We start from the raw sequence: 13,943 nt of genomic DNA on the forward strand, positions 1-13,943 counted from the left end.
ATCGCGATGGTCTCCGGGGCGGCCTGCGTGGCCGGGCTGGTGCTGGCGGTCGTCGCGCTCGTCGGCACCCGTCGCCCCGCCGGGCCGGCGCCCGGTGCGGGCCCGGGGCTCGGCCGGCTATGGCGCGGTTCCGGCAGCACCGTTCGCGAGCAGCGCGCCCACCAGGCGCTGCTGATCGGAGCGCTGGTCGCCGGGGCGCTGGCCTTCCTCCTCACCGGCCTGCCGGTGGTCGGCCTGCTGGTCGCGGTGGCGGTGCCCGGCACCCCGTGGCTGTTCTCGGTCGGCCGGGCCGAACAGCGGGCGATCGCCCGGATCGAGGCGGTCGGCGAGTGGACCCGCCGGCTCAAGGACGTCTCCGCCACCGGGCAGGGTCTCCAGCAGGCGATCATCGGAACGGTCCCCACCGCACCCGAGGAGATCCAGGAGGAGGTACGCCTGCTCGCCGCCCGGCTCCAGGCCGGCTGGCTGGCCCGTTCCGCCCTGCTGGCCTTCGCCGACGAGATCGCCGACCCGGTCTGCGACCAGGCGGTCGCGGCGCTCATCCTGCACCTGACCGACCGGGGCGAACGGCTCGGCGACGTGCTCGGCTCGATCGCCTCGGCGGCGGCGGCCGAGGTGGCCACCCGGCGGGAGATCGAGGCCAAGCGCACCCAGCCCCGCTTCGCGGTCCGCTTCCTGACCGGGATGACCCTGGCCACCATCGCGTACGGGCTGTTGAACCGCGAGTACGTCCAGCCCTACGGCACACCGTTCGGTCAGCTGGTGATGGCGGTGCTCGGCGGCACCTTCGTGGGCCTGTTGGCCTGGGTCCGCTCGATGAGCCAGCCGCCCCGACCGGCCCGCTTCCTGCCTGCTCCGGATCAGGCGGAGGTGGTGGCGTGAACCTGCACCTCACCATTGCCGTCGTCGCCGGAACCGCGATCGGGTTCGGCGTGTTCCTGGTGATCCGCGAGCTGGTGCCGGCGACCCCCGCGCTCGGCCCGGCGTTGCGTCGGCTGCACCAGCCGGCCGGCACTTCCCGGAGCAGCACCGCCAACCGGCAACTGGAGTGGCTCACCGGCCTGGCCCGCTGGCTGCGCCCGCCGCACCGGCAACTCGCCCTGCTCGACCGCACACCCGAGCAGTACGCGCTCTCCCTGCTGCTGTCGGCGCTGATCGGGCTCGCCGCGCCGGCACTGCTCAGCGTCACGCTGTTGGCCGTCGGGGTCTCGCTGCCGCTGGCCGTACCGGTGCTGGGCAGTCTCGGCCTGGCGTTGCTCTGCGCCCTGGTGGCACACCGGGCGGTGCTGGCCCGCGCCGACGCCGCCCGGGAGGAGTTCCGGCAGGCGGTCTGCACCTACCTGGACCTGGTCGCGTTGCAGCTCTCCGCCGCGCACGGCCCGGTGCAGTCGCTGGAGCGGGCCGCCGCGATCTGCGAGGGCTGGGTCTTCGACCGGATCTCGGAGGCGTTGCGGATGGCCCAGATGCAGATGCACTCGCCCTGGGACGAGCTGCGCGATCTGGCCGACCAGATCGGCATCCCGGAGCTGGGCGACGTCGGCGCGATCATGCGCTCGTCGGGCAGTGAGGGTGCCCAGGTGCACGAGACCCTCCGCAGCCGGGCGGACTCGCTGCGCGACCAGATCCGCACCGACAACCTGGCCCGGGCCGAGGGGGTGACCAGCCGCCTCGACATCCCCGGTGCGCTGCTGGTCTTCGTCCTGCTCGGCTTCGCGATCTATCCGTTCCTGGCCCGCCTCTGAGTCCGACCCCGATCAGAAGGAGCACCAATGTCCGTCCTCACCAACCTGCCCGGCGCGCTGGGAGCGCGGCTGATCCACCTGCACGTCGCGCTACGGACGCGACTGGCGGAGTTGCGCGGCGATCGTGGCGACAGCCCGGTACCGACCGCAGTGATCATCTTCGGCCTGGTGGCCGTGGCGATGGCGGTCACCGCCGCCGCCCTCGGCGCAGCCAACGACTGGATGACCAACATCCCGAAGCACACGAACCCGACGGCGCCCTGACCCATGCGCCGTCTCCACTCCGCCGGCCGGTGCCGGATGGTCGTGACCATCCGGCACCGTCGGCTGCCCAACAGCAGTAAGCCGTCCGGTGACGGCGGCGAGCGGGGCGGCGGAGAGCGGACCGGCGGCGGCAGTGAGCGGGGCGGCGAGTGGGCTGGCGGCGGTGAGCGGGGCGGCAACCCGGTCGAGCTGGCGGTGGCGCTGCCGGCGATCCTGCTGATGGTCTTCGCCTCGATCCAGGTCGCCGCCGTGTTCGTCGCCCGCTCCACGGCGCTCAACGCCGCGCAGAGCGGGGTCAACGCCCAGCGGCTCCACCAGGCACCGGCAGGGGCCGGTGCGGAGCGGGCGACCAAGTTCCTCGACCAGGCCGGTGACTGGCTGGTCGGCTGGAAGGACCCGGGGCCGAGCTGCGTCGCCACGGCGACCGACGTCACCTGCACGGTGACCGGCCGCTCCCTGTCGGTGGTGCCGGGCGTCAGTTTCTCCATCCGGCAGACCGCACACGGGACAACGGAACGATGGACCGCGCCATGAGCCGGGGCTCGGTCTCGATCGAGGTGGCCGTCCTGGCACCCGCCTTCGTGGCGCTGATGGTGCTGGGCGGGGTCGCCGGGCGTACCGCGGTGGCCAGCGAGGCGCTGGAGGCCGCCGCGCACGACGCGGCCCGAGCTGCCTCGATCTCCCGGGACGCCGCCACCGCCCGCCGCGAGGCCCGGGACGCGGCCCGCCGACAGCTCGACTGGCGGGGCGTCTCCTGCTCCGGTGCCCCGGCGGTGACCTTCCGTGGCACGGTCGGCGGCCGGTCCACCACCTTCAACGCGGCCTTCAACAGCCCCGTCGGGCAGGACGCCACGGTCACCGTGGAGATCGCCTGTACCGTCTCCTACCAGGACATCCGGCTGCCGGCGCTCAAGAGCATGCCGGCCGGGAACCGGGTCACCGCCTCGTTCACCTCGCCGCTGGACCGTTACCGGAGCCGGGGATGACGGCCGGGCGGGGCGACGCCGGGCGGGTGAGTCTCTTTCTCGCCGTCGCGATGATCGGCGTACTCGGCATCATCGGCATGGCGTTCGACGGCGCAGGGCAGCTCCGCACGCTCCAGCGCGCCGAGAACCTGGCCGCCGAGGCGGCCCGCGCGGGCGGCCAGGCCATCGACCGGGCCACCGCGATCGAGGGCGGGCCCAAGCGGATCAACCAACCCCAGGCCCGAGCGGCGGTCGCGGACTACCTCTCCGCCGCCGGCGCCAGCGGCCACACCGTGAACTTCCCGGTGGTCAACGGCGAAACCCTGATCCGGGTACGCGTCACCATCACCTACCACCGGGCCATGCTCGGCCTCTTCGGCTTCTCCAACACCGTCACCGTCTCCGGCGAGGCGACCGCGCGGGCGCTGACCGGGGTTCCCTAGGAAAGAAGGTAGCCATGGCCGCATCGGGTGGTACCGCCGTACGGCGGATCGGTCGCATGCTGACCGGGTTCGGTGCCTTGATCGTGCTGGTCGGCCTGCTGGTCGGCGGGCCGATCGCGCTGCTGGCCTTCGCCGGCAACCCACTACCCGACCACGTACCCACACTGGCGGAGATCGGCACCACCCTGACCAGCCGCGACGACGGTCAACTCTTCCTCCGGGCGCTGGCGATCGTCGGATGGTTCGGCTGGGCCACCTTCACCCTCTCCGTACTCGTGGAACTCGGCGCACAGGCACTGCGCCGGCCAGCGCCACGGCTACCCGGGATGGGCCGGCAGCAGCGGGCGGCGGCGGCGTTGGTCGGCTCGGTCGCGCTGATCCTCGCCGCCAGCCCGGCCGCCGCCGCTGCCGCCACCGCCTACACCACCCCGACGTACGCGGCCCCGGCGACCACGGTGTCCACGATGGCCGCTCCGGCGCGGGCGGACCGGGTCCCGGCACCGGCGGACACGGCGGTCTACCGAGTGGCCAAGGGCGACTACCTCGGCAAGGTCGCCGACCGGTACCTCGACGACTTCGAGGACTACCGGAAGCTGGCCGCGCTCAACAAGCTGCGTGACCCGGACCAGATCCGCCCCGGCCAGCTGATCAAGCTGCCGGCCGAGGCACACGACCAGGGTGCCCGGCCGCACGCCACCGGTCGCCTCGTCATCCCGAAGGCCCGACCCGCCCCCGGACCGGCCACACCGGGATCGGTCGTACCCGAGCGGGGTGAGGAGGAGCGGCCAACGCCGGGCGGGACGGTCGAGCAGCCGGGCGGCGGGACGGAGCGGCCGGGTTCGGCGACGCCCGCACCAACGCCGGGCAGCCCGGAAGGGGCGCAGCCGCCGGCGCGCGGTGATACCTCGGAGGAGCATCCGCCGGTGGTGACGGTGGGTGCGGCCCGAGCCGGCGAACCCGACCGGGTGAACCGTCCCCTTGCCGTCTCCGCCGTACTGGCCGTGGCCAGCATCGTCGGCGCGCAGATCGGCGCGGTGCTCGGCCTGCGCCGTAGGCCCGCCGGGCAACCTCACCCGGCTCTGCCGGCGACCGGTGATCGTGCTGTCCTTGGTGGACACGATCCGGTCAGCCCGATGCGTGAGCTGCCGGTGGGCCGCCACCGCAGAGACTGATCCAGCACGCTGGCGGTTCCTTGATCGTCTGCACAGAAGTGACTTCCGGATCGGCGTGTCGTGTCACCGAATGCAGACGATCAAGGGTGGCGGGTGGGTCAGGGGAGGCGGGTCTCCAGGCGGCCGTTGACGACCCGGGTGGGCAGGATCTGCTGGTCGTTGGAGGAGGGGCCGTGGATCACCTCGCCGCCGTTGAGCCGGAAGGTGCTGCCGTGCCACGGGCACACCACGCACGCGTGGCCGTCGATCTCGGTCACCTCGCCCTCGCCGAGCGGGCCGCTCTGGTGCGGGCAGCGCTCCAGCATCACGGTGACCTCGTCGTCGTGCCGGTAGAGGATCAGCGACACGTCGTCCACCTTCCGGGTGACCAGCTCCCGCTGCGGCAGGCTCGCCATCTCGGCGATCGAGTGCCAGCCGTCGCTGATCAGGTGCAGGTCGGAGACGCTGACGTTCACCTGGGCGCCCTGCTTGTATGCCAGGTGCCCACCGAGGTACGCCCCGGCGCTGACCGCACCGAGCCCGAGCCAGCCCAACGTACGGCCCAGGCCGTGCCGGCCGGACAGCCGCGCGGCCAGTGAGCCGCCGTACAGCACCATCCCGACCGTGTTCGACGCGGCGTGCACCAGGCCGATCCGCCGCTGGTCGCGGGCGAGCGCCGCCCAGTCGTTGAGCCCGGCGACCGCCGCCGGCACCGCGCTCACCGTGCCGATCGCGGTGAGCGTGGTGGCGGCCCGCCGCTGGCCGGGCATGAGGTCCAGCACCGCCGCGCTCATCCAGGCGCCGACCGGTACCTGCACCATCGCCGGGTGCAGCGGATGCCCCAGCCAGACGCCGTGCAGCAGGTCCCGGACCCGCTGTCCGCGCAGGGCGCCCTGCACCGCCCGCTGCAACCGGTCGCCGATCCGATCCATGCCGGAGGTCTGCTCGATCTTCGTCAACAACGCTCGCACACGGACCGACTTCCCGCCGTACCCGGTCGTAAACCGGTCGTCCGGCGCAAATCGCCACCGACGGTGCCGGGCCTCCTGATGGGTTACGCCCGGTCCAGAATCGAGTGGCCTCGGCCGGGCGGGCGCGGTGAACGGCCACCCGTCATGCTGGTGCGATGGCGGTACGGGTTGAGCATGACGGGCCGGTGACCACGGTGATCCTGGACCGGCCGGAGGCGCGGAACGCGGTCGACGGGCCGACCGCACGAGCGCTCGCAGATGCGTTCCGCTCGTTCGAGGCCGACCCGGAGGCGGCGGTGGCGGTGCTCTGGGGAGCCGGCGGCACGTTCTGCGCGGGAGCCGACCTGAAGGCGATCGGTACGCCCCGGGGCAACCGCGTCGAGCCCGACGGTGACGGCCCCATGGGCCCCACCAGGATGATGCTCGGCAAGCCGGTGATCGCCGCGATCTCCGGGTACGCGGTGGCCGGCGGTCTGGAGCTGGCGCTCTGGTGCGACCTGCGGGTCGCCGAGGCCGACGCGACCCTCGGGGTCTTCTGCCGGCGGTGGGGAGTGCCGCTGATCGACGGCGGAACGTTCCGGCTGCCCCGGCTGATCGGCGAGAGCCGGGCGATGGACCTGATCCTCACCGGGCGTCCGGTGCCGGCCGACGAGGCGTACGCGATGGGGTTGGTCAACCGGCTGGTCGGCCCGGGTGAGGCCCGGACGGCGGCCGAGCAACTGGCCGCCGAGATCGCCCGCCACCCGCAGACCTGCCTTCGCAACGACCGCGCCTCGCTGCTCGCCACCGCCACCCACCCCGAGCCCGAGGCCCTCGCCGCCGAACTCGCCTACGGCATGGTCTCCCTCGCCGCCGACGCCCTCGACGGCGCCGCCCGCTTCACCGCCCGCCCCACCCCCTGATACCTCCCCCTCCCCTCCCACCCCCGCCCCACCCCCGCCCCACCCCCGCCCTTGTCGATCATGCAGTTGTGGTGGGCGCTTTATTGTGTTTCGCGCTTTTGGTCGGGCACCACAACTGCATGATCGGCGTCGGCTTGGTGGGGGGGCGAGGGCGGGGAGGGAGAGGGGCGGGGCGGGCGGGGTTAGTTGCGGGTGATGGTGAAGGTTGAGGTGGTGTTGCGGATGTCCTGCCAGTTGTTGGTCAGGCGGAGGTTGGTGAAGGTGACGGAGCCGACGGCGGGGCCTTGGCCGGCTTCGGGCATCTCGTTGGCCCAGATGGCGAAGCCGGACTTGGCGTCGAAGGCGTCACCGCTGCGCTGAGCGCCGCTGATCGACACGTTGGTGAAGACCGTGTCGGTGATCGGGTTCTCCGGCTGGCTGCCGGTGTACTTGGTCTGGAACATGATGCCCGAGTAGGTCGGATCCACGATGTCCACGTCGCTGACGCGGATGCCGCGGAACTCCTTGGACGCGGAGAACACCCAGATCGCCGGGAAGGTCTGCGCGCCCCAGAAATGGCCACCGGCCCGGATCAGCGAGATGTTCTCGAACCGGGTCGGTGGGCTGGCCCCGAACCCGATGAACGGGTAGCCGAAGTCCAGCGAGCTGATGGTGATGCCGGAGTACGTCAGCATGTCCGCGATGTAGAGGTTGCGGAACACGTTGTTGTAGCCGCCGTACACCGCCACCCCGGCGGCCCGCCAGGTCAGCGTGGCGGTCAGGTTCTCGAAGACGTTGCCGTTGTTGCCGGTCGACGCGCCCTGATCGGTCGCGGAGAAGAGCGCGAACGCGTCGTCACCGTTGGACCGGCCCTCCGAGTTGCTGACCAGGTTGTTGGTGCTGCCGTTGGTCAGGTTCACCGCGTCGGCGAAGGTGTTCCGGAACCGACTGTTGGTGATCTTCAGCCCACTGACGTGAACCCCCCAGTACGCGCAGACCGTGTGCTCGACCCAGACGTTGTCCAGGGTCAGGTTGTTCACGTCCTTCAGTTCGCCCCAGACCTTGCCCGGCCCGTCCTGCCGGACGGTGTAGTTGCCGAAGAAGGCGAGGTGCTCGAAGGACGACCCGCTGGCGCTCGGCTCCACCCGGAAACCGGCGTCGGTGTTCTGCTGCGACGACGGCGTGGAGAACCGGGTGAACCACATGCCGGCCCCGACCACCTTCACCGCCTTGCCGTACACCTGGAACTTCTGTGCGGTCTCGTAGTTGCCGGCGGGCAGGTAGACGCCGACCAGGTTGCCGGTGGTGTCCATCCGGACCGCGTCCAACGCGCTCTGCACGTCGGCGTGGCTGAACCCGTTGGGCACCCGGTAGCGGGCCGGGTCCGGGTTCGCCCGCGGCGTCACCAGCTCCAGGTTGACGAAGTCGATGGCGTACGTGGTGGAGTTCGCCGGATCCTTCTGCAACCGGATCCGGCTACCGGCCGGGATGGTCGAGTTGAGCAGCACGTTCGCCTCGTCGTAGAGGTGCCGGGGCGGCCCGGCGCTCGGCGAGTCGCTCGGGCTGGCCTCGGCGCCGTACAGCCAGATGTGCTTCGAGGTGAGGCTGATCGGCTTGTGCAGCACACCGTTGACGTAGATGTTCAGCGTCGAGTTGATCCCGCCGCCGTTCGGGGCATCCGGGATGGAGAAGCGGGTGACCAGGGCGTTGGCGTCCGCCTTGGTGGTCCACTCGACGTACGCGCCGGTGGTGTTGAGGGTCACCGCCCGCCGGCCGGACGCCTCACCGGCCAGGTCGCCGATGGTCCGGTTCGGCCCGATCACCTGCGCGCCGCCGCCGACCGAGCCCTCCTCGGCCTCGTACATGTCGTACGGCAGGTTGGCGCCCCGGCCCACGAAGAGTGGCCGCTCGCTGGTGTTGTTGGCCCGCTTCACCGGCAGTTCGTTGGCGTCGTCGGCGACCACCACCCGGACGGTGTACCGGCCGTTGGCCGCCGTCCAGGTGCCCAGGTTGACCGGGCCGGCCGTGGCGCCGACCCCGATGGTGCCGGTGTACGAGCCGGTGAGCGTACGCACCGCCGTGCCCGAGTCGTTGAGCACGGTGAGCGTGATGCCGTGCGCGCCGCCCGCCGAGGCGATGGTGCCCTGGTTGCGCAGGGTCACCGCGAAGCTGACCGTGGCACCCGCGCTCGGCGTGCCCGGCGACCAGGTGACCGCCGAGGCGACCAGGTCCGAGCTGGCCACCGGGCTGACCGTGAGCCGGGTCGGGCTGGTGTAGGAGTTGTTCGACTCGTTCTGCTCGATGACCGTGTTCGCCGGGTCGACGGTGGCGCTGAGCTGGTAGCTGCCGGCGTCCCGGGCGGCGATCGTGGTCGACACGCTGGTCGACGCGCCGGCCGCGAGGGCGCCGACGTTCGCCTGGCCCACCTTCGTCCCGTCCAGGGCGAAGTCGACCGTGGTCGCGCCGGAGGCCAGCGTGCCGGCGTTGCGTGCGGTGGCGGTGAGGGTGAGCTGGTCGGTCTCCACCGGTGCGGCCGGGGCGAAGGTCACGTTGGTGACGGTGAGGTCCGGGTTCGGCGCCGGGGTCCCGATCACCTGGAACTCGGCGACCTGGCCGTTGGAGGCCCCGGTGTTGGCGGTGAACTGGAGCCGCACGTCGGCGGCGGTCGCCGAGACCGGGATGGTCACCGTGTTGCTGCCGGCCGGGCTGAACGAGTAGTTCGCCGAACCGACCAGCGTGCTGAAGCCGGAGGCGGACTGCTCCCGCCCGAGCACCGAGAAGGTCTGGGTACGCGGTCCCCAGGCCGGGTCGGGGTTCAGCTTCACCACGATCGCGCTGATGCTCGCGTTCGCGCCGAGCGCCACGGTCAGCGTGCTCGGGTACGCCCCCGGCGCGCCCTCCCAGTAGGTGGTGACGTCGTCGTCGACGGCGTTCGCCGCGGCGAAGACGTGCACCATCGAGGAGGCGGTGGCCGGCTTACCGGCGGCGAGGTTGGTCCCGCCCGGGGTGCTGCCGACGCGGGTGACGGTGTTGCTGTTCGCGGAGACGTTGCCGGCGGCGTCCTTGGCCCGGACGTGGTACGACACGGTCGCGCTCGCCGGCTGGGTGTCGGTGTACGTCAACGTCGCACCCGACACACTCGCCCGCAACGAACCATTGGCATACACGTCGTAACCGGTCACCCCGACGTTGTCCGTCGACGCCGACCACGTCAACCGGATCTGCCCGGAACCCGGCTCGGTGAACGCCAGATTCGTCGGCGCGGTGGGGGCCTGGGTGTCGCCGGAGCTGCCGGTACGGGTCACCGTGTTGCTGTTGCCCGACACGTTGCCGGCGGCATCCTTCGCCCGCACGTAGTACGACACGGTCGCGCTCGCCGGCTGGGTGTCGGTGTACGTCAACGTCGCACCCGACACACTCGCCCGCAACGAACCATTGGCATACACGTCGTAACCGGTCACCCCGACGTTGTCCGCCGACGCCGACCACGTCAACCGGATCTGCCCGGAACCCGGCTCGGTGAACGCCAGATTCGTCGGCGCGGAGGGTGGCTGGGTGTCGCCGGTGGCCGGGCCGTACACCTCCAGCTCGGCGAGCTGCCCGGCCGGCCACGCGGTGTTCGCGGTGATCGACAGCCGGACGTAGCGGGTGGCGGCCGAGCCGACGGTGATGGTCACCGTGTTGTTGGCGGTCGGGTTGAAGGCGTATCCGGCGGAGGCGACCAGGGTGTTGAAGGTCGACCCGTTGGTGCTGCCCTGCACGGTCAGCGTCTGGGTCCGCGCGCCCCAGCCGCCGGGCAGCTTGAGCACCAGCCGGTCGACGGTGACCGTGGCACCGAGGTCCACCTGGATCCACTGTGGGAAGGCGTTGTTGACGCTCTCCCAGTAGCTGCCCTGGTTGCCGTCGTTGGCGTTGGCGGCGACGTAGACGTCGGAGTGGCCGCTGGCGGAGATGCTCCGACCGGCCGCCAGGTTGGTCGACGAGCTGGCCGCGCCGTACACCTCCAGCTCGGCCAGTTGGGCGGCGGGCCAGCCGGTGTTAGCGGTGATCGAGATCCGGACGTACCGGGTGGTGGTGGCCGGGAAGTCGAGGGTGACGGTGTTGCCGCCGGCCGGGCTGAAGGTGCGACCCGCCGAGCCGACGATGGTGCTGAAGGCGCTGCCGTTCGTGCTGCCCTGCACGGAGAGCGTCTGGGTGCGCGCCTCCCAGCCGGCCGGCAACTTCAGTTTGACCTGGTCGACGGAGGGGCTGGTGCCCAGGTCGACCTGGACCCACTGCGGGAGGGCACCGCTGCTCTCCCAGTAGCTGCCGGCGTTGCCGTCGGTGATGTTGGCGGCGGCGTACGGGCCGTTGACGCTGCTGGCGGTCGCGGTGCGGCCGGCGGCGAGGTTCGGGCCGCCGGCGGCGACGGCCGGGGGCGCGGGCGCGGCGGTGAGGGCGAGGCCGACCGCGGCGAGCACGGCGGTGAGCCGGGTACGGAATCTGGACATGAGGGATCGACACCTTCTTCCGGGGACGTGGAGAGGCGTTGCGGGGGTGTGGTGCTCTTACGGCGTGGGTGGGCCCCGATCGGCGTACGGGGCCCACCCACGGGTCAGGAGGCGTGCACCTCGAACTCGGCGATCTGGGCCGCCGGCCAGCCGGTGTTGCCGGTGACGTTGAGCCGCAGGAACCGGCGTTCGCCGGCCGGCAGGTTGATCGACACCGCGTTGCCGGTGGCCGGGTCGAAGGTGCGACCCGCCGAGCCGGCGAGGGTGGTCCAGGTGTTGCCGTCGGTCGAGCCGAGCACCGACAACGTCTGGGTACGGGTCTGCCAGGCCGACGCCGGTGGCAGCTTCAGCACGACCCGACCCACCTGCCGGGCGCTGCCCAGGTCCACGGTGAGGGTCTGCGGGAAGGCGTTGTTGACGCTCTCCCAGTAGGTGTTCGCGTTGCCGTCCACCGCGTTGGTGGCCGCGTACACGTCGACGTGGCTGCTGGCCGTGACCGGGCGGCCGATCGCCAGGTTCCCGGCCGGGGGCGGGGTGGTGGTGGGCGGCGGGGTGGTCGGTGGCGGGGTGCTGCCGCCGTACACCTCGAACTCGGCGAGCTGGCCCGCCGGCCAGCCGGTGTTGCCGGTGATGCTCAGCCGGAGGTACCGGCGCTCACCGGCGGGCACGGCGACCGTGACGCTGTTGCCGGTGGCCGGGTCGAAGACACGGCCCGCCGACCCGGAGAGCGTGCTCCACGAGTTGCCGTCGGTCGAGCCGAGCACCGACAGGGTCTGGGTGCGCCGTTCCCAGCCCGACGGCAGCTTCAGCACCACCCGGTCGACGGACCGGGCCGCGCCGAGGTCGACGGTGAGGGTCTGCGGGAAGGCGTTGTTGGCGCTCTCCCAGTAGGTGCCCGGGTTGCCGTCCACCGCGTTGCCCGCGACATAGGTCTGGTTGTGGCTGGACGCGACGACCGGCCGGCCCTGGGCCAGGTTCCCGCCGGGCGGCGGCGTGGTGGGCGGGGGCGTGGTCGGCGGCGGGGTCGTGGGTGGCGGGGTGGTCGGCGGCGGCGAGGTGGGCGGCGGGCTGGTCGGGCCGCCACCCCACTGCGGCTCCGGCCACGGTCCGCAGTACGGGGTCGGGGTGTACCAGCCGGAGTTGCCGGCGCCCTGGGTGATCTGGAAGCCGCTGCCCACGCAGTTGTGGATCGGGTTGGCCTGCGCGATGCCGGTGGCCCGTACGTTGGTGAAGGAGACCTGGCTGGCCGCCTGCACCTGGAGGGCGTATGTGCCAGCGCCGTCGATGCGTACGTTGCTGAGGCTGATCCCGCTGGTGGCGCCCTCGATCCAGTGCAGCGCCGCGTAGGAGCTGTCCAGGATGTCGGTGTCGCTGACCACGATCGACGCGCCCTGGATCGGCTGGTTCAGCGCGGAGAACCAGATCGCGCCGACGCCGAACTGCCAGTTGTAGTCGGAGTTGCCGTTACGGATCAACGTGTTGCGGGCGACCGTGATGGTGCCGGCGACGGCGGTCGGGCCGTTCACTCCGGTGTAGCGGTTGGCCACGTGGATGCCGCCGCCATTGGTGACCGAGTCGGCGGTCACGTTGTCGGTGATCCGGATGTCCCGCCCGCCATAGGTGACCAGGTGGTTGGCGAGGATGGTGACGCTGATCGTGTTGAAGGTGAACGAGTTGCCGACGTTCGGCACGGTGTCCGCCCACATGGCGAGGGCGTCGTCACCGGTGTTGCGGACGAAGGTGTTGGTCACCGTCGAGTTGGTGACGCCCCAGTGGAAGTTCACCCCGTCCGCGGTCTGGTCCAGGATCCGGCTGTTGCGGATGGTGAAGTTGTTCATCGGGCCGTCCATCCAGGCGCCGACCTTGGTGTGCTGCATCCAGACGTTGTCCACCACCGAGTCGGACATCGCCCCGCCGATGGCGTTGACCTGGTCCTCGTCCACCCGTTCCCGGATGTCGCCGATGATGGCGAAGTCGCGCAGCGTCACGTTGCGGCTGGGCCCGCCGGCCTCGTGCGGCCGGATCTCGCCACGGTAGCCGCCACCGTTGACGTACTTGCCGTAGATGCCGGCGGCCCGCTTGCGGTCGGTGGGGTGCCGGCCGCCGAGCACCGAATACCACGGCCCGGCGCCGCGCAGGGTCACCCCGTCGACCACCACGTGGTCCCAGAGCGTGAAGTTGCCCTGCGGGATCCAGACCGCGCGGCCCTGGGCCCGGCCGGCGTCGACGGCGGCCTGGAACCGGGCGGTGGAGTCGGTGGCGCCGGTCGGGTCGGCACCGAAGTCGGTGACCACGTCGAGCACGTTGGCGGGCTTGGCGATCGGCGCGGCGACCAGCTCGAAGTCGGCCAGGTCGATGGTGAACGTGGGCGACTGCGCGGTCGAGGAGACCTGGAGCCGGATCTTCGTGCCGACCTGGTACGTGGTGCCGAAGAGGGTGCGGGCCTCGTCGTAGAAGTGGTGCGGGTTGATGTCGCCCGGGTTGTTGTTGAACGGGTAGCCGCCGTAGTACCAGCCGTACTTCGAGGTCACCGGCACCGCCTTGACCAGGGTGCCGTTCGCCCGCAGGTCGATGGTGGCGTCGCGGCCGGTGCCGGCGGCGTTGTCCGGCAGGCTGTAGCGGAAGGTGATCGCGTTGGCAGGTGCGGTGAGGGTGAACTCGACGTACTCCCCGACCGCGTCGAGGGTGACCGCTTCCCGGCCGCTCGCCTCCGACGGCAGCGTGCCGTAGCGGCGGTCCGGGCCGATCCGGGTGCCGTTGTGCACGGCGTTCTCGGCCTCGTGCTCGATGAACGGGACGGTGGCTCCCCGGCCGGCGATGTCGAACGGGGAGAGCCCGGCGGCGCGGGCCGGGGTCGCGGTGGTGGTCAACGTGACGACCGAGATCGAGGCGGCGGCGAGCGCGGTGCCGGCGAGCGCGGCGAGCGCCGTACGGATCCGGGTCCGGGGTGGGCGGGGATGGTGCGGGGCGGTGTGGTCGGCCATGAGCAGCGCTCTCCCTTTCCTCAGGTGGCCTGGTCCCCCGTGGGTGCGGTGT

11 protein-coding genes are annotated in these 13,943 nt (G+C 71.8%); 8 read left to right on the plus strand and 3 right to left on the minus strand.

Features of this window, described 5'->3' with window-relative positions:
* The first annotated feature begins 6 nt into the window (after positions 1–6).
* Genes ACQPYA_RS00445 through ACQPYA_RS00475 form a run of 7 tightly spaced genes read left to right on the plus strand, consistent with a single transcriptional unit; the run spans position 7 to position 4,586 of the window.
* The gene (locus tag ACQPYA_RS00445; protein ID WP_433533716.1) at positions 7–882 is read left to right on the plus strand and encodes a type II secretion system F family protein; all 876 of its coding nucleotides are present in this window, start codon (positions 7–9) and stop codon (positions 880–882) included.
* Positions 879–1,742, plus strand: coding sequence for a type II secretion system F family protein (locus ACQPYA_RS00450; protein ID WP_433530657.1), 864 nt, complete (start codon positions 879–881; stop codon positions 1,740–1,742). The genes ACQPYA_RS00445 and ACQPYA_RS00450 overlap by 4 nt, the downstream gene beginning before the upstream one ends.
* 27 nt (positions 1,743–1,769) lie before the next feature.
* Positions 1,770–2,006, plus strand: a complete 237-nt coding sequence (locus ACQPYA_RS00455) for a hypothetical protein (RefSeq protein ID WP_433530658.1) — start codon at positions 1,770–1,772, stop codon at positions 2,004–2,006.
* Between the two features lie 36 nt (positions 2,007–2,042).
* Positions 2,043–2,540 (plus strand): TadE/TadG family type IV pilus assembly protein, encoded by a 498-nt coding sequence (locus ACQPYA_RS00460; protein WP_433530659.1) that lies wholly within the window; start codon positions 2,043–2,045, stop codon positions 2,538–2,540.
* Positions 2,525–2,992 carry a TadE/TadG family type IV pilus assembly protein gene (locus ACQPYA_RS00465; RefSeq protein WP_433530660.1) on the plus strand — a complete coding sequence of 156 codons (468 nt, stop codon included), beginning with the start codon at positions 2,525–2,527 and terminating at the stop codon, positions 2,990–2,992. The genes ACQPYA_RS00460 and ACQPYA_RS00465 overlap by 16 nt, the downstream gene beginning before the upstream one ends.
* A complete protein-coding gene (locus ACQPYA_RS00470) occupies positions 2,989–3,414 on the plus strand; it encodes a pilus assembly protein TadG-related protein (protein ID WP_433530661.1) in 426 nt (141 codons plus the stop codon). Before ACQPYA_RS00465 ends, ACQPYA_RS00470 begins: the two co-directional genes overlap by 4 nt.
* Before the next feature lie 14 nt (positions 3,415–3,428).
* Entirely contained in the window at positions 3,429–4,586 is a 1,158-nt protein-coding gene (locus ACQPYA_RS00475) for a LysM peptidoglycan-binding domain-containing protein (protein ID WP_433530662.1), read from the plus strand.
* Between the two features lie 98 nt (positions 4,587–4,684).
* On the opposite strand, the gene ACQPYA_RS00480 is transcribed toward ACQPYA_RS00475, so the two are convergent.
* Positions 4,685–5,536 carry a Rieske 2Fe-2S domain-containing protein gene (locus ACQPYA_RS00480; RefSeq protein WP_433530663.1) on the minus strand — a complete coding sequence of 284 codons (852 nt, stop codon included), beginning with the start codon at positions 5,534–5,536 and terminating at the stop codon, positions 4,685–4,687.
* Positions 5,537–5,691: 155 nt separating this feature from the next.
* Here ACQPYA_RS00480 and ACQPYA_RS00485 point away from each other — a divergent pair, with 155 nt between their 5' ends.
* Positions 5,692–6,438, plus strand: coding sequence for a crotonase/enoyl-CoA hydratase family protein (locus ACQPYA_RS00485; RefSeq protein ID WP_433530664.1), 747 nt, complete (start codon positions 5,692–5,694; stop codon positions 6,436–6,438).
* A 182-nt stretch (positions 6,439–6,620) separates the two neighbouring features.
* Here ACQPYA_RS00485 and ACQPYA_RS00490 read toward each other — a convergent pair whose 3' ends face one another.
* Both ACQPYA_RS00490 and ACQPYA_RS00495 read right to left on the minus strand, forming a co-directional pair.
* The gene (locus ACQPYA_RS00490) at positions 6,621–10,907 is read right to left on the minus strand and encodes a discoidin domain-containing protein (protein WP_433530665.1); all 4,287 of its coding nucleotides are present in this window, start codon (positions 10,905–10,907) and stop codon (positions 6,621–6,623) included.
* A 104-nt stretch (positions 10,908–11,011) separates the two neighbouring features.
* Positions 11,012–13,891 (minus strand): discoidin domain-containing protein, encoded by a 2,880-nt coding sequence (locus tag ACQPYA_RS00495; RefSeq protein WP_433530666.1) that lies wholly within the window; start codon positions 13,889–13,891, stop codon positions 11,012–11,014.
* Positions 13,892–13,943: the final 52 nt, after the last annotated feature.

The organism is Micromonospora sp. CA-263727 (assembly GCF_050942455.1).
Classification (GTDB): Bacteria; Actinomycetota; Actinomycetes; order Mycobacteriales; family Micromonosporaceae; genus Micromonospora.

What these genes read in the sequence shown, in the direction of transcription:
- ACQPYA_RS00460 (WP_433530659.1), top strand. Translation starts at nt 2,043, where the DNA reads ATGGTCGTGACCATCCGGCACCGTCGGCTGCCCAACAGCAGTAAGCCG.
- ACQPYA_RS00470 (WP_433530661.1), top strand. Translation starts at nt 2,989, where the DNA reads ATGACGGCCGGGCGGGGCGACGCCGGGCGGGTGAGTCTCTTTCTCGCC.
- ACQPYA_RS00495 (WP_433530666.1), bottom strand. Translation starts at nt 13,891, where the DNA reads ATGGCCGACCACACCGCCCCGCACCATCCCCGCCCACCCCGGACCCGG.
- ACQPYA_RS00465 (WP_433530660.1), top strand. Translation starts at nt 2,525, where the DNA reads ATGGACCGCGCCATGAGCCGGGGCTCGGTCTCGATCGAGGTGGCCGTC.
- ACQPYA_RS00475 (WP_433530662.1), top strand. Translation starts at nt 3,429, where the DNA reads ATGGCCGCATCGGGTGGTACCGCCGTACGGCGGATCGGTCGCATGCTG.
- ACQPYA_RS00455 (WP_433530658.1), top strand. Translation starts at nt 1,770, where the DNA reads ATGTCCGTCCTCACCAACCTGCCCGGCGCGCTGGGAGCGCGGCTGATC.
- ACQPYA_RS00490 (WP_433530665.1), bottom strand. Translation starts at nt 10,907, where the DNA reads ATGTCCAGATTCCGTACCCGGCTCACCGCCGTGCTCGCCGCGGTCGGC.
- ACQPYA_RS00445 (WP_433533716.1), top strand. Translation starts at nt 7, where the DNA reads ATGGTCTCCGGGGCGGCCTGCGTGGCCGGGCTGGTGCTGGCGGTCGTC.
- ACQPYA_RS00485 (WP_433530664.1), top strand. Translation starts at nt 5,692, where the DNA reads ATGGCGGTACGGGTTGAGCATGACGGGCCGGTGACCACGGTGATCCTG.